The sequence below is a fragment of the Metabacillus sp. KJ11-3 genome, from assembly GCF_055808295.1.
Genome location: NZ_CM147865.1, coordinates 5090593 through 5112551 on the forward strand (window position 1 = coordinate 5090593; position 21959 = coordinate 5112551).

The following is a 21959-nucleotide window of genomic DNA, read 5'->3' on the forward strand; positions in this document are numbered from 1 at the left end:
GGAATCGCTATGAAGAAACCTAAAATCGTTGTCATTGGCAGCATCAACATGGATCTTGTAACACAAACAAACACCATTCCAAAAGTTGGTGAGACTGTTCTAGGGAAAGATTTTATGACAGTCCCGGGCGGAAAAGGGGCTAATCAAGCAGTGGCTGCTGCAAAACTGGGAGGGGATGTCACAATTCTTGGTTGTGTGGGCGACGATGCGTTTGGCAGCGAGTTAACGCAACATTTACATAAACAAGGTGTCGAGACGAAACACATCCAAACCATTTCCAATACTTCAAGTGGTGTCGCAGCGATCACATTATCAGAAGGAGACAACAGCATCATCGTGGTTCCAGGTGCCAATCATAAACTCACACCGGCACTTGTCCAACAACATGAACAGTTGATCACCGATGCGGATATTGTTTTATTACAATTAGAAATCCCGTTGGACAGTGTAGTAAAAGCAGCCGAAATAGCACATAAACATAACGTACCGGTCATCCTAAATCCAGCACCCATGCAGGAGCTTCCTAAAAAGTTGATTCTCAAGTCTTCTTATCTCACACCAAATGAACATGAACTAGAAAGCCTACTTTCAAGTACAAATCTATCACAGAAAGAAACAGAGGCATTGGAGGCAAAAAGCATTGTCACAAGAGGGTCAAAGGGAATTCAACTCCAACAAGATGGAGAGGAGCAGCTTATTAGTGGATATCAGGTAGACGTAGTTGACTCCACTGGTGCGGGAGATACGTTCAATGGAGCATTGGCTTTTTCTCTTAGCAGTGGATTACCAATACTGGAGGCAAGCAAGTTTGCAAATGCAGCAGCTGCTCTTTCTGTCACAAAGCTTGGTGCACAATCAGGAATGCCGACAAAGAAAGAAGTTGAGTCTTTGCTTCACTGATATTTACTTAACCATATAAATTAATTTTGTGTAGAATAAAAAAGGGGGATTTTATTTCAATACAATTGCCAATAATAAGACGACCAACTTATATAAGAGGTGGACGTATGAGGAAAGATCTCCCCCAAGAACAGCTGAATCAGCTAAACGAATTAAAAGAAACGCAAGAAAAGGTTTCAAACGGATGGATTGATTACTGGCTAGATTATTCAGCTTTCGATACTTGGCAATTTTGGTTAAATGTTAGTTTTATTATTATTCCATTAGTTGTTCTATATTTTCTTATTGATAAAAAAAGGGTATTTTTATTAGGTTTCTATGGTTTTAATATCCATGCATGGATGGTATACACGGACGCAATAGGGACAAGATATAATTTTTTTGAATATCCGTATAAAGCAGTCCCTTTTTTACCGATCCATGTTGGAATTGACACTTCTTTAGTACCGGTGTTATTTATTTTGTTGTATCAATGGATCTTAAAAAATAAGAAAAACTTTTATCTTTATAATTTTGGGTTAGTCTTATTTTTATCATTTATATTTAAGCCAATAATCGTTGCTCATCATCTCTTTCATTTGAAAAATGGTGCCAATTACTTTTATATTTTTTTGTTATATGTATTTGTTGTTCTATTTTCTAGAGTCATTACAAATGTGTTTCTACACCTTAATTCCAAGGCTAAAGTGAGCGAAGCAGAGTAGAAAACATGTTAAAAGCACACTTCAAGTGCTTTTTTTGGTTGATAATCTTTTTACCTTGAAGGAGATAAAATGAAGTAGCAGTCTAGTTAGTAGCAATCCTATCTATCATTTTTTTACATAGGCATCTGTTCAGTTGTCCCCCACCATAAATAGTGCTAAAATAAAGGGTAGACAATAGTTTTATATGATCTTTCACTCTAAACACAGAGGAGCGTATTACATGCTTGGAATTTTAAATAAGGTGTTTGATTTTAACAAACGTGCGTTAAATCGTTACGAAAAGATGGCTGATCAAATTGATGCATTAAGCGGTCAAATGAGCGGCTTATCTGATGAGGCACTGAAAGCAAAAACAGAAGAATTTAAAGAACGCGTAGCAAAAGGTGCTTCGCTTGATGATTTATTAATAGAGGCGTTTGCTGTTGTTCGTGAAGCAGCGAAGCGTGTATTGGGATTATATCCTTATAAAGTACAGTTAATGGGTGGTATTTCCTTACATGAAGGGAATATTTCCGAGATGAAAACAGGGGAAGGGAAAACATTAACTTCCACGATGCCTGTTTATTTAAATGCACTTTCTGGTGAAGGTGTACATGTTGTGACAGTCAATGAATACTTAGCTAGTCGTGATGCTCATGAAATGGGGCAGCTGTTTGAGTTTTTAGGCTTAACAGTAGGTCTTAACTTAAATTCACTAAGCAAAGATGAAAAGCGTGAAGCATATGCTGCGGATATTACGTATTCAACAAATAATGAATTAGGTTTTGATTACTTACGCGATAACATGGTTCTTTATCGTGAACAGATGGTACAGCGTCCGCTTAATTTTGCCGTTATCGATGAAGTTGACTCGATTTTAGTCGATGAAGCGAGAACACCGCTGATTATCTCCGGACAGGCGGCGAAATCGACGAAGCTTTATATTCAAGCGAACGGATTTGTCCGTCAACTTAAACAAGAAGAGGACTTCACCTATGATGTGAAAACAAAGGCTGTTCAGCTTACAGAGGATGGAATGACAAAAGCTGAAAAAGCGTTCGGAATTGAAAATCTCTATGATATTTCACATGTTGCGCTTCTTCACCACATTAACCAGGCGTTAAAAGCACAGTTCGTTATGCAAAATGATGTGGACTATGTTGTCGAAGAAGGACAAGTTGTCATCGTTGACTCGTTTACAGGTCGTTTAATGAAGGGACGTCGCTATAGTGATGGACTTCACCAGGCAATTGAAGCAAAAGAAGGCCTTGAAATCCAAAATGAAAGCATGACATTAGCAACCATTACATTCCAAAACTACTTCCGTATGTACAAAAAGCTGTCTGGTATGACAGGTACAGCGAAAACAGAGGAAGAAGAGTTCCGTAATATTTACAACATGCAGGTTGTGGCGATTCCAACGAACAGACAGATCGCTCGTGATGATAGAGCAGACTTGGTGTATCGTTCTATGGAAGGGAAATTCCGGGCTGTTGTGGAAGAAGTGAAGCAACGTTATGACTTAGGTCAGCCCGTGTTAGTTGGGACAGTTGCGGTTGAAACTTCTGAATTACTTTCACAGCTTTTAAAGAAAAAGGTGTACCGCATCATGTCTTGAATGCGAAAAACCATGAAAAAGAAGCGGAGATCATCGAAAACGCAGGTCATCGTGGATCCGTAACGATCGCGACAAACATGGCTGGTCGTGGTACAGATATCAAGCTTGGTGAAGGTGTCCGTGAACTTGGCGGGTTAGCCGTTATCGGGACAGAGCGCCATGAATCACGTCGTATCGATAACCAGCTTCGCGGACGTTCAGGTCGTCAAGGTGATCCTGGTATTACGCAATTCTATCTTTCTATGGAAGATGAATTAATGCGCCGCTTTGGATCTGAAAACATGATGAACATGATGGATCGTCTTGGCATGGATGATACACAGCCAATTCAAAGTAAAATCGTTTCACGTGCAGTTGAATCAGCGCAAAAACGTGTAGAGGGCAATAACTTTGATGCACGTAAACAGCTTCTTCAATATGATGATGTTCTTCGTCAACAACGTGAAGTTATTTATAAACAGCGTTTCGAGGTTCTTGATTCTGACAATCTGCGTGAAATCGTTGAGAAAATGCTTAAATCAACAATCGAGCGTGTTGTTGCGATGTACACTCCAAAAGATGAGGTAGAGGAAGAGTGGAATCTTGAAGGGATTCTTGATTATATGAACGCGAATATTCTTCAAGAGGATGAGCTGACAATTGGAGATCTTCGCCGTAAAGATCCAGAAGAAATGGTTGAGTTTATCTATGCAAAAGCACATGCACACTACGATACGAAGGAAGAAGATTTCGGCCAAGAACAAATGCGCGAATTTGAAAAAGTGATCCTTCTTCGTGCTGTTGATACGAAGTGGATGGACCACATCGATGCAATGGATCAACTTCGTCAAGGTATCCATTTACGTGCATATGGTCAAAACGATCCGCTACGTGAATACCAAATGGAAGGCTTCGCCATGTTTGAAAACATGATCGCTGCCATCGAAGAAGATGTAGCAAAATTCATCATGAAAGCCCAAATCCGCAACAACCTTGAACGCCAGGAAGTAGCACAAGGACAAACAGCCGTACACCCAAAAGAAGGCGACGAAGCACCGAAAAAGAAACCAAAACGTAAAGTGGTCGAAATCGGCCGCAACGACGCTTGTATCTGCGGAAGCGGAAAAAAATATAAAAACTGCTGCGGACAATAACTAGCATTCCACAGCCATTACAGGATATAATAAACAATTATTGAAGAAGAGAGAGGTTTAATAGCCTCTCTCTTGTTTACGGATATAAAGTAGAACGATAATTTATTAAGCTTACAATGTATGTAGCAATTAGTTGATTGGAGCGGAAGGTGCGAGACTCCTGTTAGAAATGCGGAAGCGCCTTGGTCAGCCCCGACAAGCGTAAGACGATTTAGGATAGAAGGCGTTCTTTGCCTTCAATTCTAAATTGGCTTATGACCTCGAGGGGCTAGGCGCTGGAGCAAGACACGAGATGAGTGGGGAGGCTCCCGGACCGCCCACGGAAAGCGAATGCCTGCAGCGGAAATCAACGGCCAATTTAAGAAGACTAATTTTATAAACGGAGTGAACAATATGGAACTAGTAGAAATTCGACAAGAACTTGAAAAAACAGCTAAACGTTTAGCGGACTTTAGGGGGTCTCTTTGACCTCGACATCAAAGAAGCACGAATCCAACAACTAGAAGCACAAATGACAGCCCCCGACTTCTGGGACAGCCAAAACGCAGCACAAGCCATTATCAACGAAACAAACGCACTCAAAGAAATGGTGGACCAATTCCACAACCTAAACGAATCCTACGAAAATCTTCAACTAACATATGAACTTGTAAAAGAAGAAGAAGACGAAGATCTCCAAGGTGAACTTGTGTCCGAAATGAAAGAACTTGTTACACAACTAAACGACTTTGAACTTCAACTATTACTAAGTGAACAACATGATAAAAACAACGCCATCCTTGAGCTTCACCCGGGTGCAGGTGGAACTGAGTCACAAGACTGGGGCTCCATGCTTCTCCGTATGTACACTCGCTGGGCAGAGAAAAAAGGCTTTAAGGTTGAAACACTTGATTACCTACCAGGTGACGAAGCCGGGATCAAGAGTGTAACCCTTCTTATTAAAGGTCATAACGCATATGGCTATTTAAAAGCGGAAAAAGGGGTTCACCGTTTAGTCCGTATTTCACCATTTGACTCATCAGGTCGTCGTCATACATCATTCGTTTCTTGTGAAGTCATGCCTGAATTCAATGAAGAAATCGACATTGAAATCCGTACCGAAGATTTAAAAATTGACACGTACCGTGCAAGTGGTGCCGGTGGACAGCATATCAATACAACAGACTCTGCTGTTCGTATCACACATACACCAACAAACATCGTTGTAACATGTCAAACAGAGCGTTCACAAATTAAAAACCGTGAACGTGCAATGAAAATGCTTCAAGCTAAACTCTATCAGAAGCGTATTGAAGAGCAGGAAGCAGAGCTTGCGGAAATCCGTGGTGAACAAAAGGACATTGGTTGGGGAAGCCAAATTCGTTCATACGTATTCCACCCATACTCAATGGTAAAAGACCACCGTACTAACACAGAAATCGGAAACGTACATGCAGTGATGGATGGAGAGCTAGATCCATTTATTGATGCCTTTTTACGTTCAAAACTTTCATAATATAAAAGTAAAAAATCACACTGTTTATGTATCAAAATCAGTGTGATTTTTTATTTTCGGCTATTTTTCCTCTAAGAAAAAACATGTCATAATGATGGTAAGTACTAAAGGTGAAAAATCTAAGAGAGGTGATAGAGACTGTGGAAAAACAAATACTGAACATCTTATTAGAACTACAAAAGGATATGAAAGGAGTCATATCTAACGTCAAGATATTAAAAGTAGACACGAAAGAATTAAGGGGAGATGTCCAGCAATTAAAGACGGACACGAAAGAACTAAAGGGAGATGTCCAGCAATTAAAGACGGACACGAAAGAACTAAAGGGAGATGTCCAGCAATTAAAGACGGACACGAAAGAACTAAAGGGGGATGTCCAGCTATTAAAAGCGGACACGAAAGAATTAAGAGGCGATGTCCAGCTACTAAAAACAGATACGAAAGAACTTAAGGTAAATGTTCAGTTATTAAAAAACGATACACAAGAATTAAAGACTGATGTTAAACTACTGAAAAATGACACCGGAAAATTAAAATCAGATGTAGTAGATATTAAAGAAACAGTAAATCGAATAGAAACATCACAAACGGAAGATGTTATTGCTTTATTAAATCTTTTGAACAAAAAAACGGAGGGTGATTTCCATTAATTGAACAATCGAATGACACAAAATAATAATCGACTCTATATTCTTGTAAATCGTATAAATAACTAACGCCTATCTAAGTGCGTTTTTTTCTCCAAAAATAACATCACCTTAAAGTTTCCCTGTGTAAAATCCCCACAACTAACAAACACTAACCGTAACTTCTTTACCTCACTACCACGTTATCTAGCTGTTATTCACATAGGAAAACTCTGGTGCTATACTCTTCTAGGATCATTCACTATGTGAATAGGGAGGAAAATGGTTTGAATATGAAAAGAAGAAACATCGAAAATCCTAAAATAGAAAAAATCCTGGAGTATATATACATCGTAGTTGGTTCTGCTTTTGTCGCCATCGGTTTTAACTTGTTTTTATTACCTAATCGTGTGGCTTCTGGGGGAGTTAGTGGAATCAGTACAATCCTTGATGCAACATTTGGATTTGAGCCAGCTTATGTGCAATGGGCTTTTAATATCCCGTTATTTATTGCAGGGGTTATCCTTTTAGGAAAGCAATTTGGTTTCAAAACATTGATTGGAACAATTTTTGTTCCATTCGTTGTGTACCTCACCAGAGAATGGGAACCTGCAACAATGGATCCGTTACTAGGGTCACTTTTTGGAGGGATTTGTATAGGACTTGGTCTTGGCATTGTCTTCCGGGGAAAAGCGTCTACAGGCGGAACAGATCTTGCTGCACAAATTATACATAAATATACAGGTTTATCACTTGGGACATGTGTGGCACTTATAGATGGATTAATTGTGTTATCAGCTGCTTTTGTGTTTGATATTGAAAGAGGTCTTTATGCGTTAATTGGTTTATATGTGACTAGCAAAACGATTGATATTGTTCAAATTGGCTGGGGTCGTTCGAAAATGACGATGATTATTACGAATAAACAGCAGGAAGTGCAGGATGCGATTTTACATGAAATTGATCGCGGTGTCACTAGGCTTGCAGCACACGGGGGATTCACGAATAATGAACGGCCAGTGTTAATGTGTGTGGTTGATCAAACAGAATTCACAAAATTGAAACAAGTTGTCAGACATATCGATCCACATGCTTTTGTGACGGTGACAGACGCATCTGAGGTACTGGGTGAGGGTTTCAAACGGGTATAGATAGGTTATAATATCCTTGAATTGGAGTATTTACCATAATACGTGTGCTAGGAGTGGCAGTTATGAAAACAAAATTAATGGCCTTATTATTCGGAACAGTTCTTGTGTTAAGTGCATGCGGAGGTGCTGAAGAACCAGCAGAAGAAACAACTGAAGGCGGCGGTACTACAACTGAAACAGCAGGCAATGCTGAGGAAATTGTCCAAAAAAGCTGCATCGGTTGTCATGGTCGGGACCTTGAAGGCGGATCTGGTCCTAATTTACAAGAAGTTGGCGCAAAATATAGTGAAGATGAAATTAAAAGCATCATCATTAATGGACAAGGCGGTATGCCAAAAGGATTATTAAATGATGCAGATGCGGAAGTTGTAGCATCTTGGTTAGCAGAAAAGAAATAAGGCAACATGCAAAAGAGATAGCCCGCAAAAGGTTATCTTTTTATTTTTTTGTGAAATATGTCTGTTACATTATACCATTATTTCTTCAGGAAACCCCTTATATGCCAACGTTTCGACGGCACTTCACACAGATGAAATAAAAATGTAATATAATTTAGTCTATATTTGCCGAAATTTGATGGTATAATTAATTTTGTAATTTAAGGACAAGGGGTTACTATGTCTACATCGTCGACATTTATCGACAGGTATTGACATAGTTTCAAAGTGTTAAAAAACAACTTTAGGTGGTTTATATCTATGATTGAAATGTCAGAAGTATATAAAACATATCCAAATGGTGTGTTAGCTATTAATGGAATAGATATTATGATAAATCAAGGCGAATTTGTATATGTGGTCGGACCAAGTGGTGCAGGGAAATCGACTTTCATTAAAATGATGTACCGTGAAGAAAAGCCTTCAAGCGGAAAAATCGTCATTAATGGTGTTGATCTTTCAACCCTGAAAGAATCTAAGGTTCCGATGTTACGACGTCAAATCGGTGTCGTTTTCCAAGACTTTAAACTATTACCAAAACTAACAGTCTTTGAAAATGTCGCATTTGCATTAGAAGTTATCGGTGAAAACAAAAGTAATATCAAAAAAAGAGTACTAGATGTTTTAGATTTAGTTCAGCTTAAACATAAAGCAAGGTTTTTCCCTGATGAGTTATCTGGTGGGGAGCAGCAGCGTGTGTCCATCGCCCGCTCGATTGTCAACAATCCGGCAGTGATGATCGCGGATGAGCCGACAGGAAACCTTGACCCTGATACATCTTGGGAGATTATGAATCTGTTTGAAGAAATAAATAATCGTGGCACAACCATTGTGATGGCAACTCATAATAAAGAGATTGTAAATACATTGAAAAAACGTGTTATTGCTGTTGAAGATGGAAAAATTGTGCGTGACGAAGCAAGAGGGGAGTACGGTATATATGATTAATACTCTTGGCCGTCATTTACGTGAAAGCTTAAAAAGTTTAGCGAGAAATACATGGATGACATTTGCATCCGTCAGTGCTGTAACTGTCACGTTAATTTTAGTCGGAACATTCCTTGTGATTATGATGAACCTGAATCATGTCGCAGATAATCTTGAAAAAGACGTTGAAATTCGCGTTTTAATAGATGTCACAGCTGATGAAAAAGCACAGCAAACACTGAAAGGCGAAATTGAAAAAATAAGCCAAGTAGATTCGGTTGTTTTCTCACCTAAGGAAAAAGAATTAGAAAACTTAGTAGATAGCTTGGGAGAAGAAGGAAAATCGTTTGAACTATTTGAGCAAAACAATCCTTTGAATGATGTGTTTGTTGTAAAAGCAAAAGAACCGCGTGATACAACTGTTGTTGCAGAAAAAATAGAAAAATTAGAAAATGCATCAAAAGTTCGGTATGGACAGGATCAGGTTGATAAATTATTTAATGCCATTTCTGTTGCACGAAACATCGGTATTGCGTTGATTATCGGGTTAATTTTCACGGCGATGTTCTTAATTTCAAATACAATCAAAATTACGATCATTGCTCGTAGACGTGAAATTGAAATTATGAAATTAGTTGGTGCAACTAACGGGTTTATCCGCTGGCCATTTTTCCTTGAAGGATTATTATTAGGTGTACTTGGCTCAGTTGTTCCAATCGTATTAATTAGCGTCAGCTATCAATCGTTATATACATGGGCACTACCTAAGCTTCAAGGATCATTTGTTGAAGTATTACCATTTAGCCCGTTTGTGTTCCAAGTTTCAGCTCTATTATTGTTAATTGGTGCGTTGATCGGTGTTTGGGGAAGTTTAATGTCTGTTCGTAAATTCTTAAAAGTGTAAACTAGCAATTTCTTAATTGCTAGTTTACTAGTTTTTACATAACTATGGGGGAGGATGAATGATGAAAAGAAAGCTAGTTGCGTATAGCTTGGCTGCTGTAGTTGGGACAAGCGGGTTGTTGCTTCCGAATAACCACCTCGCCCTTGCAGAAACACTACAGGAAAAGAAGCAGGAAATTGAAAGCAAACAATCAGATGTGTCATCAAGCTTAAATGAAAAAGAAAATGAAATCAATGAACTAAAAGGCCAACAGGCAAATATTGATTCGGAGATTCAAAAAATTGACACTCAATACTCAGAAACAAATGGGAAAATTAGAGAGCAAGAAGAAAAAATAAAGGAAACGCAAAAGCAAATCGAAGAGCTAAAAATACAGATTGCTGAAGTAAAGGCGCGTATCGAAGAGCGCAATAAGTTACTTGAAGATCGAGCACGTGCACTTCAAGAAACGGGTGGAATGATTAGCTATTTAGATGTGCTTCTTGGTGCTCAGGACTTTGGAGACTTTGTAGGTCGTGTAAGTGCTGTATCAACCATTGTAGAAGCTGATCGTGAAATTATTAAAGCACATGAAGCTGATAAACAGCTTTTAGAGCAATCAGAGGCAGATCTAAATAGTAAGCTAAAAGAATTAGAGACAGCTTTAACAGAATTAGAATCTCTTAAAAAGCAATTAGCTGTCCAAAAGAAGAAAAAAGAAGAATTAATGTCACAAGTTATGCAGAAACAAGATGATGCCCTTCATGAAATGCACGAGTTGGAAGATGAAGCAGCCTTCCTAGCAGAGCAAAAACGTGCAATTGAAGCAGAAGAAAAACGTCAACGTGAAGAAGCGGCACGAGCAGCAGCAGAAGCTAAGAAAAGAGCTGAAGCAGAGGCAGCTGCGGCAGCAGCAGCGGCGAAGTCAAGCTCGTCATCTTCTTCGTCATCATCAAGCTCAAGCAGCAGTAGCAGTAGTAATTCAGCATCATCTCAAAAACCAGCTGTAAGCAGTGGTTCGTTCATGTGGCCGGCATCCGGAACATTTACGTCAGGATATGGTTACCGTGAGCACCCTGTAACAGGCGGAAGAAAACTTCATGGCGGTATTGATATCGCCAACAGTGCAGATGTACCAATCGTTGCTGCTGCAAGTGGAACCGTTATTCGTGCAAACTACTCCAGCAGCTTTGGGAATGTCGTGTACATCTCTCATAGAATAAATGGACAAGTCTTTACAACTGTTTACGCACACCAAGAAAGACTGATGGTAAGTTCGGGACAATCTGTATCAAAAGGCCAACAAATTGGAATCATGGGGAACACAGGCCGTTCAACAGGACAGCATTTACACTTTGAAATTCATAAAGGTGCATGGAACGGATCAGCAAGTTCTGTAAACCCATTAAACTATTTACCATAACATTACCCGGATTAAAACCTCCTAAAACACGTTGTTTTAGGAGGTTTTTTGTGTTTGGAATTGGTGGGAACTCTGTGAATAGGGGCGGTTTTTCGGGGGTGTTGGTAGATGAAGGACAAAACAAGTGAGAATTAACCTGAAGTTATTGAGAAGAAAACAATTGAAAGCAACCGAAAACGCCTTTTCCATCAAGCAAACATTCAGCTCGAATGTCACACCCCTTCCCTTACAATCCACTCAAAAAATCCCCTCTCAATTGCCTTACATGATTTGGCCAAGCTTGTCATATACTAAAATAGTCTAAAAAAATTAGGAATGACATAACCTGGCGACGTTGGAAATAGGAGGTAAAAGATGAATCAGAAAATCACAGCAATGTTGATGACCCTAGCCTTAATAGTTGGCGCTGGTGGTATGTATGTAGGAATGGAATTAACAGAGGACAAATCAACACAAGAGGTTGAGGCAGTCCCAACCTTTGGAAACGTGTTTCAAGCTGAAGAAGAAAAACAAGCTACCGAAATTGAAGGCTATGAAAAGTTTCAGCAAGCACTAGAATTAATTTCAACAAAATATGTGGAGGAAGTGGATCAGGAAGAACTTTTAGAGGGTGCGATACAGGGCATGCTTTCTACATTGGATGATCCTTACTCTGTGTATATGGATAAAGAAACAGCTAAGCAATTCTCTCAATCACTTGATTCTTCATTTGAAGGAATCGGTGCAGAGGTTGGGATGAATAATGGCAAAGTAACGATTGTGTCACCTTTTAAAGGATCACCGGCGGAAAAAGCAGGTCTACAACCAAATGATCAGATTATCAGTATTAATGGAGAAAACGTTGAGGGCTTAGATCTTCATCAAACTGTCTTGAAAATTCGCGGCAAAAAGGGAACAAAGGTAGCCATTGAGGTGCTTCGTCCAAACTCAAGAGAAAAACTAACGTTTGATGTTGTTCGCGATGAAATCCCACTTGAAACAGTGTTTGGTTCAACAAAAGATTATGAAGGCAAAAAGGTTGGGTATATTGAGGTTACATCTTTCTCAGAAAACACGGCAGAAGATTTCAAAAACACTTTATCTAAGCTTGAAAAGGAAAACATTGAAGGTCTAGTTTTAGATGTTCGAGGAAATCCGGGCGGATACTTACAAAGCGTTGAGGAAATTTTAAAGCAGTTTGTAACAAAGGATTCTCCATACATTCAGATTGAGGAGCGAAATGGTGATAAAAAGCGCTATTTCTCAACACTTTCTAAGAAAAAAGAGTATCCGGTAACAGTATTGATTGATAAAGGAAGTGCATCGGCTTCTGAAATCCTTGCAGGTGCGTTAAAAGAAGCGTCAGGGTATGACATTGTTGGTGTTACTTCGTTTGGAAAAGGAACCGTTCAGCAGGCCGTTCCGATGGGGGATGGAAGTAACATTAAATTAACGCTCTACAAATGGCTAACACCGGAAGGCAATTGGATTCACAAAAAAGGAGTCGAGCCGACAATAAAAGTAGAGCAACCGGAATTGTACCAAGCCAGCCCACTCCAAATTGAAAAACCACTAGTACCTGATATGAACAATGAACAGGTCAAAACGGCACAAGTTGCGTTAAAAGGATTAGGTTTTGAACCAGAACGGGAAGATGGGTATTTTAGTAAAGGAACGGAAACTGCTGTAAAAGCTTTTCAACAAACAAATGAACTTCCAATTAGCGGAAAAATTGACCAACAAACAGCTAATACGCTGAATCAAAAAGTATTGGAGCAAAGAGAAAAAGAAGAAAATGATTTACAACTGAAGATGGCGATTAAAGCTCTTTTTAAATAAGGGTGGAATAAGAACTGGCTGATGCTAGTTCTTATTTTTCATTTAAGGACGTAAAAATTCAAGTGTTTCCGAACTTATATAGTAGAACATATTCTACAGTGTCTAGCTCCAGCGCCTAGTCCCTCGAGGTGATAAGCCAATTTGGAATTGAAGGGTAAGAGCACTTTCTATTCCAAATCGCTAGGCTGATCAGGGCGCTTGCGCTTTTCTTATAGTCGGGTAAATTTGGGAGGTTTTATGTTAATGAGAAATTCAAGCTTTCAAAAGGAGCAGGTTTATCAGGAGATTTTTACACAATTAACCGAAAGCAGTGCGGCACAGCTGTTTCATTCGAGCCCAAGTAAGCCGATTAGGCTATTTAGCATGTATGTGGCAAACTACACGTCCATTAAAAAGGTGGAACAAATTGATGAGGACTGTGTAAAGGAGTATTTTCAATACTTGCTGCAAAATCATAAGCGTTTGTCACTTTCTTTAAGTGATATTAAAAAGTCGATGAAAGTGATTGTGGATTTACTGGGAATGGAAGAAGAGCAAAACTTTCGTGATTTTTCGCTTTCGAACAGCAGTCTCTGGGAGAACTTAAAATAAGCATACTCAATTATACCTTGAGATGGTAAAATATGAGTAACCTAGTAGAAACGGGTAGAAACAGTAAGGTGGGATTCTGTTTTGGTTGAAAATTGGTTACTAGAGTTGCTGTGGGCAATTGGTCGCTTTTTTATCCATCCGCTATTTTATTTATTTTTTCTTATTTCATTCATGTATGGCATGCTCCGTATTAAGCGTGAGAGAAGTTCTTTTCATATTCGTGTACAGGATATATATGATGAAATGAAGTTTACGTATACAAAGGGACTTTTGATAGGACTGTTTGTCTCGATCGTGATTTTCGCGCTTGGTCTGAGTCTTCCGTTTGGAACAGTTGTTATTTTGGCCATCATTACAGCGGTGCTGAGTTTTACACTTCAGCTAAGATGGTTGTCGGCTGCCTTTACAATCGGGCTAACATTATTGGCTGTTGCGTTCATGCCGGACCGATTTGAGTCTTTTTTTGTGGGCTTTTCCGGGACAAGCCTTGCTTCTCTTAGTATTTTAGCAGGAGTATTGCTTGTTGCTGAGGGCATATTGGTGATGCGTACAGCACATCAGCATACATCTCCTTTTTTAAAAACGAGCACAAGAGGATTGCCGATCGGTATCCATCAGGCAAATCGAACATGGATGCTGCCGCTTCTCATGCTAGTTCCTGGTGGAGATTTAACTTCCTCTTTAACATGGTGGCCGGTTTTATCCATTAATGGTGAGCCCTTTTTATTACTGGTGATTCCCTTTTTCTTAGGATTTAGCCAACGTGTTCAAGGTTCATTGCCGCAAGAGAGCATAACCACAACAGGACAGCGGGTTATGTGGCTCGGTGTAATTACGCTTGTACTAGCTGCCGGCAGTATTTGGTGGACACCGCTAGCATTTATCGCTGTAGGTATTGCGATGGTAGGTCGTGAATTCATTACCATTCGTCAACGAATGAATGATGCTTCTGCTGCTTTTTATTTTTCAAAACGAGATCATGGCTTAATGATATTAGGGATTCTGCCACAATCTCCAGCAGAAAAGATGAATCTCAAGGTAGGCGAAATCATCATGAAAGTAAACGGATACTCTGTTCACACCGTCGACGAGTTTTACCAAGCATTACAAAAAAACGGCGCATTCTGCAAGCTGGAAGTCATTGGCTTCAACGGTGAAATCCGCTTTGACCAACGCGCATTATATGACGGAGAGCACCATGAATTAGGAATATTATTTGTACAGGACCATAAGAAGTGGGAAGACGAAGCCGTATAATTGTGTAAATGCGCATAATGTAACGGAATGCACTTAAAGTGATTTAAAAAATAGTCGCAGTATCCATAAAAGTAAAGGTGAAAAGAATAATTATTTACCTCACACATATAATGAAAAATAACCGCAGTGCGCCAACACTACGGTTATCTATTCAATTGCGATTCGCAGTAATAAGGTTTTATACTTGAGAGTAATTCACCCCTGTCGCCAACAGCAGGGTGAATTACTCTTTTGTTTTCTCAATTAATAGGACGATTAAAGTCACTAATGCTATCATAAACATTGCTGTATTCATATCCATCAGTTACACCTCCCTTATGAGAGGCTAAGACCGTCAACCCTTATGCGAGTGTCTTTTTGTCATCGCAGAAAAAGTAGACCTGTCTTCCCAATCGTAATAACCATAAACTTTGGCAGTTATGATATAGGATATTGAGCTTAGTGCATGTCTTATGCTCCTTTTTTGAAAATTTTTAATAAAAGTTAAAAATTTTCAACTCTCATGCCAAAAAAGATATGCTTAAGCATCACGAGATTTTTCTCTATATAAGATTTCGTTGAGTGGAGGATAATCAAGAGCATGCCAAATTCTAAGAAAGAATTCGATAGATGGTTGTGATTTATTATTCATATAAATGGATAAATTACTTTTATCAATGCCTGTCATTTCTGAAAGTTCCTTCTGAGTCATTTTTCGTTCTTTCATTATTTTCTTCATGTTATTTTTAATCAAGCCATCCTGATAATGAATGAGCGGTTCAACATTTTCCTTTGGCGTATTCCCTAGTTTTTTGGCTGCCTCATTTAAAATGGGAAGAAACTCAGGAAGAGATTCATACAATTTCCTGGTTATTTCTTTGGGTTTATGTGCATCAATGTTGTCCAGCATAGAATCAATAAAATACATGGTTGCCCCCTTGATAAAATCTTCCGGGGTATACTCAACATTTATTTTATCCATTTTAGCTTCCACATTGGCATATGTCGTATAGGCTTGCAGCTTTTCAAAATTCTCTTTTTTGAACCCTACTTTCACATATACAAACCCATCATCTTCCAGTGTACCCTCTGTGTCTGTTGTGTCATTGTCGCCAAAGCCCATATACACAACTTTAGAATGATCGGCATTGGTTTTTTTCCTCATGTTCATGTATATCGCCTCCTAAACGTGGACAAGATATGCTTAACAAAATAAGAGAGGTGCTAAACGTGACAAAAGATGAAAGAAAAGATGTAACAAGAGACATAGGCGGCACTGGCAAACGTTCGTAATTTTTTATCCTAACTTGATTCTTCCTTTTTTTTATTATATGTCAATTTAATGGCACTTATTAATTTCAATTATAAATCGGGACAGGGGGACAGGTACCTCGTCCCGATTTTTTATTTGGGACAAGGAACCTGTCCCCCCGACCCACCCCCGACCCATCCCCGACCCATCCCCGACCCACATTAAACTTCACAAAGCATCCAAAATCGTTTATAATGCAATTTGTTAACAACGGCCCCGACTTTCAGGAGAGTTGAAAGTCATGAACTTATATAAAAAAATGAAAAGGGAGAGGATCTTTTTTGGATGTAAGTACAATTAAATATTCTTGGTTTGGAAATATTAAAGGTGATGTTTTAGCAGGTATTGTGGTGGCACTAGCACTAATTCCTGAGGCTATTGCTTTCTCAATCATTGCGGGTGTAGACCCTATGATTGGTTTGTATGCGTCGTTTTGTATTGCTGTGACTATAGCATTTGTTGGGGGACGTCCCGGAATGATTTCGGCTGCAACAGGTGCAACAGCTTTGTTGATGACGACATTAGTTGCTGATTATGGATTGCAATATTTACTTGCAGCCACTATTTTGACTGGAGTTATTCAAATCATCATGGGTATATTAAAGTTAGGAAGGCTAATGAAATTTGTGCCTCGTTCCGTTATGACGGGTTTTGTCAATGCGCTGGCTATTCTAATTTTTACAGCACAATTGCCTCATTTTGTAGGAGAATCATGGCCGATGTTTGCGATGGTAGCAGGAGCGCTTGCGATTATTTATATTTTGCCGCGTTTCACAAAAGCTGTTCCATCTCCATTGGTTGCGATCATTGTCATTAGTCTTATCGCGGTTATGACTGGAAGTAACGTTAGGACTGTAGGGGATATGGGGGAGTTATCACAAACGTTGCCAATTTTTTTACTTCCTGATATTCCATTAAACTTTGAGACGTTACAAATTATTTTCCCTTATTCTATATCGATTGCCATTGTTGGGTTGGTTGAGTCTTTACTAACAGCTCAAATTGTCGATGATATGACAGATACAGGAAGTGACAAAAACAAAGAAGCGCGTGGGCAGGGGATTGCCAATATCGTCTCAGGTTTCTTTGGTGGTATGGCTGGCTGCGCGATGATCGGCCAATCTGTAATTAATGTAAAATCAGGTGGTAGAGGACGTTTATCAACATTTGTGGCAGGAGCTTTCTTAATGGTGTTAATCCTGCTGTTAAATGACGTTCTTGTTCAAATTCCAATGGCAGCCCTTGTAGGGGTTATGATTATGGTATCAATCGGTACATTTGATTGGTCAGCATTAAAAACTCTGCATAAGGTACCTTTAACGGATACATTAGTAATGGTTGTGACCGTTATGACGGTGATTATGACACATGATTTATCAAAAGGTGTTCTTGTTGGCATTATTTTAAGTGCGATCTTCTTTGCGGCTAAAATATCTAAAGTGAAGATTAAAACCTTATCTTCAGGTCAATCTGATAAAAAGATATACCGGGTGACGGGTCAACTATTCTTTGCTTCTGTTACTGACTTTGTGGAAAGCTTTGATTACAAAGAAAATGTAAAAGAAGTTGATTTAGATTTAACAAATGCACATTTGTGGGATGATTCGGCAGTTGGTGCCATTGATAAAATCGTTTTAAAATACCGTCAACATGGTGTGAAAGTTAATTTAATTGGTGTAAATACGGAAAGCAGTAAGCTTTTAGAAAAAATATCTGTTCATAATAAGCCGGGCGGTCTTAGTAAAGTAACGAATCATTAATAAATTGCAAAATTTTTTAAGAAGAACATCTAATCTATTGATGTTCTTTTTTTAAAGGCTAATAATGCTTATAAGAAAAGGAAAAAATCCTCTTAAAAAGGATGAGCCCCACAATCGTAGTTAACTTGATTTTAGTAAAAAACCAAATCAGAGCTATCATTACGAAGGGAGCTAATAATAAAAAAATGATTCCCCAAATTGGGCATGCTTAAACATGTTATGAAGATGGCAAACTCTTTATCTCACTTAAATGTTTCGGATTATTAAATCTGGTTAATATAAATAGAAAAAAGATCAAGGAGTTGTTTTTTATGAAAAAGGATTTATTTCGTTCACAACAGCCTGATGTCACAATCATAGATTCTATATCTGCTGAAATCGTATTGGAAAAGGCTTTACTAGATTTTCGAAAAAAGAAAATTCAACAGAAAATTGACCAATCCTTACAAGATAAAAACAAGAGTGAATTCCTAAGATTAACGGAAAAGTTGAAGAATATTTCTTAGTATGTAAAGAGAAAAACCAAAATATAATCAACGTATCAAGATGGAAGGAAGCCACTCATCTTTGAAAGGTGGAACCCGATTGAATCGTTTTCCGTTATATGCCATTTTAAATGTAATGGGATTACTAATTGTTTTAGCAGTGAATTACTTAGCCAATGCATTGCCAATTGGCGGTCAAACAACTGGGGAAGTATCAGACAAGGTGTTTACACTCTTTACACCTGCAGGTTATGCGTTTGCTATATGGGGATTGATTTATTTTCTGCTGACAGTATGGGTCATTCGTCAGTTTTTTGTAAATGATGAGCAAAAAGAAAATGATCGGAAAATTGGTGTTTGGTTCTTTATAAATGCCATTCTTAATAGCTCATGGGTTATTGTGTTTCAAAATGAGTACTTTAATGTATCAATTTTTATCATGTTAGGGATTTTGCTTACTTTGATCATTATTTACAAGAATATTCAACGGTTACCTCATTCAACTTGGTATATGAGGTTTCCTTTTCTGTATATATTGGCTGGATTTCAGTTGCCACTATCGTCAATGTATTCGTTATTTTTGAGGCGAATGGTATTGAACGATTGATTGGTTTAGATGAACAAGTGTGGGCGATTATCATGCTGATTGTCGGTGCCATCCTTGGAGTCATATTTACGTTAACACAACATGACATTGCATATTCCCTAACTTTTATATGGGCATTTATCGCAATTATGGTGGAACAAAGCGGCCATCCGGCAATTGGTACAGCAAGTAAGGTGGCTGTTGTGTTCCTTGTTGTTGGGATTGTGATTGAGGTTATTAGGAGATATAGAAAGTAAGGAGAAAGAAGGCCGAAATGACATCTATATTGGCATATAAAAAACAAAAACTCGCCTTGGCGAGTTTCTTGGTTTACGTTCTAGCTAAAGCACCAATATTTTATGAACCCAAAATTAATGATCTCTTTTTTCCTGCCAAATTCGTATACGCTCTTCATGACTCACTACTTTATGAATTTGGTGAAGCATCCATACATAGCCAAAAGAGTCCATAAAGATTGCATTTGACAATCCGTAATCAGGGTTGTCAGTAACCGGTTGAATCTCCGTACATCCCAAACTCATTGCCTTTGTATAGGTTTCCTTAATATCAGGGACAGTGACGTTAAACCAAATTGTTTTAGGGTCATCTTGGGTTGGTGCAACCAATTGAAATTCCGGATTTTCATCCAACATGTGAAAGCGTACACCGTAAAGGGTAAAAACGGCTTCATTTGTACCTTTTGGTAAATCTGAAACCTCTACACGTTCGATTTCAAATATCTTTTCGTATAATTCCAATGCTTTTAAACTATCTGTCACAACTAAATCAATTTCTACTCCTACCATTATGAATGCACTCCCTTTATTAGTTGATTGAAATTCCTTATTTCATCATTTTCTTCTAGCTTGTCATGATGTATACCTAATTCATATGTTAACACAGTTAATAGGGTTTTCATTTTTCAATAATCGGAATGTAACGATGAAAAAACCTCATCGTATGGATGAGGTTTACATCATTATTATTTCCCTTTTTTCACAAGTTGAATTGCTTCTTTTGATACATAGATTTCTCCATTACTTTGAACAGTAACAGTGTCTAAGTCAATGTCTTTTCCATTCAGAATTAACACGTTTTTATTAACAGGGAACTGAGCGTTTGTTTTTCCTTTTGTTACAACTAATACAGGGTTATTTGCATCAGATGAATCTACTTTTACTTTTGCACCGATTCTCTTGAATTCAGCTTCTGCATTTACAAATACTTGGTTATCTAATTTCTTTAAGTCAAATCCCATTGCTTTAGCAGCAGTATGGGCAATCTCAGTATTCTCGACCAATCCTGTTGGACTTCCAGGTCCATATGAATACAGGAATAAATCTTCACCAGTATGACCGCCTGTTGTAAAGCCGATGTTAGCACGATTTGCAAGTAGTTGTACAAGTGTTTTACCTAAATCCTTTGATTGTTGAATCGCTTTTGTTTCTTCTTGTGTAGGATTGTCAATTCCGTATAATGCGGCAACTTCCAACACATTTGATTTATCAGATTTTAGTTGCTTTAATGCACCTTCCAGCGTCATTTCAGCTTCTTTCAGTGGATCAATATAAGTAGAAACGGGGATAGAAGGGTAAGATCCGCTTGTATTTTGGTTTCCAATGGAAATTCCGCTGTTACCATGATCAGATACGGCAACAATCATCGTATTCTTATTCTTTTTCGCAAAATCAAGTGCTTCTTTTACAGCTGCGTCAAATGAAAGAGTATCACTGATCATGCCGATCGGATCGTTTGCATGTGCAGCCCAATCAGGTTTGCTTCCTTCGACAAATAAGAAGAATCCGTCTTTATCTTTGGAAAGAGTTGAAATGGCCTTTTTCGTCATTTCAGCAAGTGTTGGTTCATCTGGATTTGTTTGTTCACGATCCATATCATAAGCAAGTGCAGCTGGTGCGAATGATCCCCATAGTTTGCTTGATTTTGATTTTAATAGCTCATCACGTGTTTCAACAAGATCATACCCTTTATTGTCAATGACTTCTAACAGGTTTTCGCCGTCTTTACGGTTTTCAGCTAATAAAGAATTTTTACCGCCGCCTAGGACAACATCCATATCCTGGTATACTTGCTGCTCGGCAATATTATCATAGTCACTTCTGTGTGCTGCATGTGAAGAAAATGCAGCAGGTGTAGCGTGCTGAATTTCAGATGTTGAGACAATTCCTGTTGCTTTTCCGCTTATTTTTGCCCCTTCCAAGACATTTGCAACAGGTTTGTAAGGATTATCTGCTAAGTCAGGATCAACTCCGGGATTGGCCACTTTCTCAGGGAGTACGCCAACAAATTTATCATTTGATTTATTGCCTGTTGCCATGGCTGTTCCTGCCGGTGCTGAGTCAGTGATTGCAGACTCTGCTGAATATGTACGAACACCACCAGTTAAAATCTCATCCATCGCAAGCGGTTGTCCTTTATACCATCTTGCAAGAGTTGTTGTACTGGAACTAACACCATCCATCACAAGGACAATGACGTTTTTTGCCTTTTGAGAATCTTTTTTTGCTTCAACTTTTTCGTTAGCTGAAGAGAAACCGAGTGAACCGAGTGCTAATGTACTTGCAAGAGTAATTCCAACGACTTTTTTGTTTAATTTCATGAATATTTCCTCCAATATTTGCTTCATTTTCGATTGTTGTGGGTAATGGTTAATGAAGAATGTTAAATCTAGTAAATGTAACAATCAACTCCTATGATGTGTTCTATAGCCCTTATGCTTACGTAATTATAAGTTCACTATGTAAACTGGACGTTAAGGAATTGTAAAGTTTAAGAAGATTGATAAAAACAGTATTTTTATCCTGATTTTAAAAATAGTAGAAAGGAATCTTGTATTTAGCGGGAGGTTGATTAATTACCAAAAAAATAATAGTTGTG

Annotated in this window: 19 protein-coding genes and 1 pseudogene; 17 read left to right on the forward strand and 3 right to left on the reverse strand. The window is 38.5% G+C overall.

The window, feature by feature from the left end:
- Positions 1-9 precede the first annotated feature (9 nt).
- The 13 genes and pseudogenes from rbsK to AC0L8O_RS25145 all read left to right on the forward strand — a co-directional run bounded on the left by rbsK (position 10) and on the right by AC0L8O_RS25145 (position 14942).
- Positions 10-900 (forward strand): ribokinase, encoded by an 891-nt coding sequence (gene rbsK / locus AC0L8O_RS25085; RefSeq protein ID WP_473446001.1) that lies wholly within the window; start codon positions 10-12, stop codon positions 898-900.
- 107 nt (positions 901-1007) lie between these two features.
- Positions 1008-1604 (forward strand): CBO0543 family protein, encoded by a 597-nt coding sequence (locus tag AC0L8O_RS25090; RefSeq protein WP_473446002.1) that lies wholly within the window; start codon positions 1008-1010, stop codon positions 1602-1604.
- Between the two features lie 220 nt (positions 1605-1824).
- Positions 1825-4334, forward strand: a pseudogene (gene secA / locus AC0L8O_RS25095) (preprotein translocase subunit SecA).
- Between the two features lie 393 nt (positions 4335-4727).
- Positions 4728-5829 (forward strand): peptide chain release factor 2 gene (prfB, locus tag AC0L8O_RS25100; protein WP_156931891.1). Its coding sequence is split into 2 segments (ribosomal slippage): positions 4728-4799 and positions 4801-5829, totalling 1101 coding nucleotides; the frame shifts between segments, so codons are not numbered across the junction.
- Positions 5830-5969: 140 nt separating this feature from the next.
- Positions 5970-6479: a hypothetical protein gene (locus tag AC0L8O_RS25105; protein WP_473446003.1), complete on the forward strand. Its 510-nt coding sequence runs from the start codon at positions 5970-5972 to the stop codon at positions 6477-6479.
- A 269-nt stretch (positions 6480-6748) separates the two neighbouring features.
- Complete coding sequence (locus tag AC0L8O_RS25110; RefSeq protein WP_473449147.1) at positions 6749-7606, forward strand: YitT family protein; 858 nt, start codon at positions 6749-6751, stop codon at positions 7604-7606.
- A gap of 62 nt (positions 7607-7668) precedes the next feature.
- Positions 7669-8004, forward strand: coding sequence for a cytochrome c551 (gene cccB, locus AC0L8O_RS25115; protein ID WP_026559715.1), 336 nt, complete (start codon positions 7669-7671; stop codon positions 8002-8004).
- Between the two features lie 300 nt (positions 8005-8304).
- Entirely contained in the window at positions 8305-8991 is a 687-nt protein-coding gene (ftsE, locus tag AC0L8O_RS25120; RefSeq protein ID WP_473446004.1) for a cell division ATP-binding protein FtsE, read from the forward strand.
- The gene (ftsX, locus tag AC0L8O_RS25125) at positions 8984-9874 is read left to right on the forward strand and encodes a permease-like cell division protein FtsX (RefSeq protein ID WP_473446005.1); all 891 of its coding nucleotides are present in this window, start codon (positions 8984-8986) and stop codon (positions 9872-9874) included. The genes ftsE and ftsX overlap by 8 nt, the downstream gene beginning before the upstream one ends.
- Before the next feature lie 58 nt (positions 9875-9932).
- Positions 9933-11276 (forward strand): murein hydrolase activator EnvC family protein, encoded by a 1344-nt coding sequence (locus tag AC0L8O_RS25130; RefSeq protein WP_473446006.1) that lies wholly within the window; start codon positions 9933-9935, stop codon positions 11274-11276.
- A 354-nt stretch (positions 11277-11630) separates the two neighbouring features.
- A complete protein-coding gene (locus AC0L8O_RS25135) occupies positions 11631-13094 on the forward strand; it encodes a S41 family peptidase (protein WP_473446007.1) in 1464 nt (487 codons plus the stop codon).
- A gap of 243 nt (positions 13095-13337) precedes the next feature.
- Positions 13338-13685, forward strand: a complete 348-nt coding sequence (locus AC0L8O_RS25140) for a swarming motility protein SwrAA (RefSeq protein WP_473446008.1) — start codon at positions 13338-13340, stop codon at positions 13683-13685.
- A gap of 81 nt (positions 13686-13766) precedes the next feature.
- Positions 13767-14942, forward strand: a complete 1176-nt coding sequence (locus AC0L8O_RS25145) for a PDZ domain-containing protein (protein ID WP_473446009.1) — start codon at positions 13767-13769, stop codon at positions 14940-14942.
- Between the two features lie 520 nt (positions 14943-15462).
- Here AC0L8O_RS25145 and AC0L8O_RS25150 read toward each other — a convergent pair.
- Positions 15463-16092 (reverse strand): helix-turn-helix domain-containing protein, encoded by a 630-nt coding sequence (locus tag AC0L8O_RS25150; protein WP_473446010.1) that lies wholly within the window; start codon positions 16090-16092, stop codon positions 15463-15465.
- A gap of 422 nt (positions 16093-16514) precedes the next feature.
- Between AC0L8O_RS25150 and AC0L8O_RS25155 the strand changes: the two genes are divergently transcribed.
- From AC0L8O_RS25155 to AC0L8O_RS25170, 4 genes are all read left to right on the forward strand, one after another.
- A complete protein-coding gene (locus AC0L8O_RS25155; RefSeq protein ID WP_473446011.1) occupies positions 16515-17993 on the forward strand; it encodes a SulP family inorganic anion transporter in 1479 nt (492 codons plus the stop codon).
- 311 nt (positions 17994-18304) lie between these two features.
- Positions 18305-18499, forward strand: a complete 195-nt coding sequence (locus AC0L8O_RS25160; protein WP_026559705.1) for an IDEAL domain-containing protein — start codon at positions 18305-18307, stop codon at positions 18497-18499.
- Between the two features lie 79 nt (positions 18500-18578).
- The gene (locus AC0L8O_RS25165; protein WP_473446012.1) at positions 18579-19085 is read left to right on the forward strand and encodes a hypothetical protein; all 507 of its coding nucleotides are present in this window, start codon (positions 18579-18581) and stop codon (positions 19083-19085) included.
- Positions 19082-19321, forward strand: a complete 240-nt coding sequence (locus AC0L8O_RS25170; protein WP_473446013.1) for a hypothetical protein — start codon at positions 19082-19084, stop codon at positions 19319-19321. The genes AC0L8O_RS25165 and AC0L8O_RS25170 overlap by 4 nt, the downstream gene beginning before the upstream one ends.
- A 114-nt stretch (positions 19322-19435) precedes the next feature.
- On the opposite strand, the gene AC0L8O_RS25175 is transcribed toward AC0L8O_RS25170, so the two are convergent.
- Positions 19436-19870: a VOC family protein gene (locus tag AC0L8O_RS25175; RefSeq protein ID WP_473446014.1), complete on the reverse strand. Its 435-nt coding sequence runs from the start codon at positions 19868-19870 to the stop codon at positions 19436-19438.
- A gap of 176 nt (positions 19871-20046) precedes the next feature.
- On the reverse strand, positions 20047-21681 hold the full coding sequence (locus tag AC0L8O_RS25180) for an alkaline phosphatase (RefSeq protein ID WP_473446015.1): 1635 nt from the start codon (positions 21679-21681) through the stop codon (positions 20047-20049).
- Positions 21682-21959: the final 278 nt, after the last annotated feature.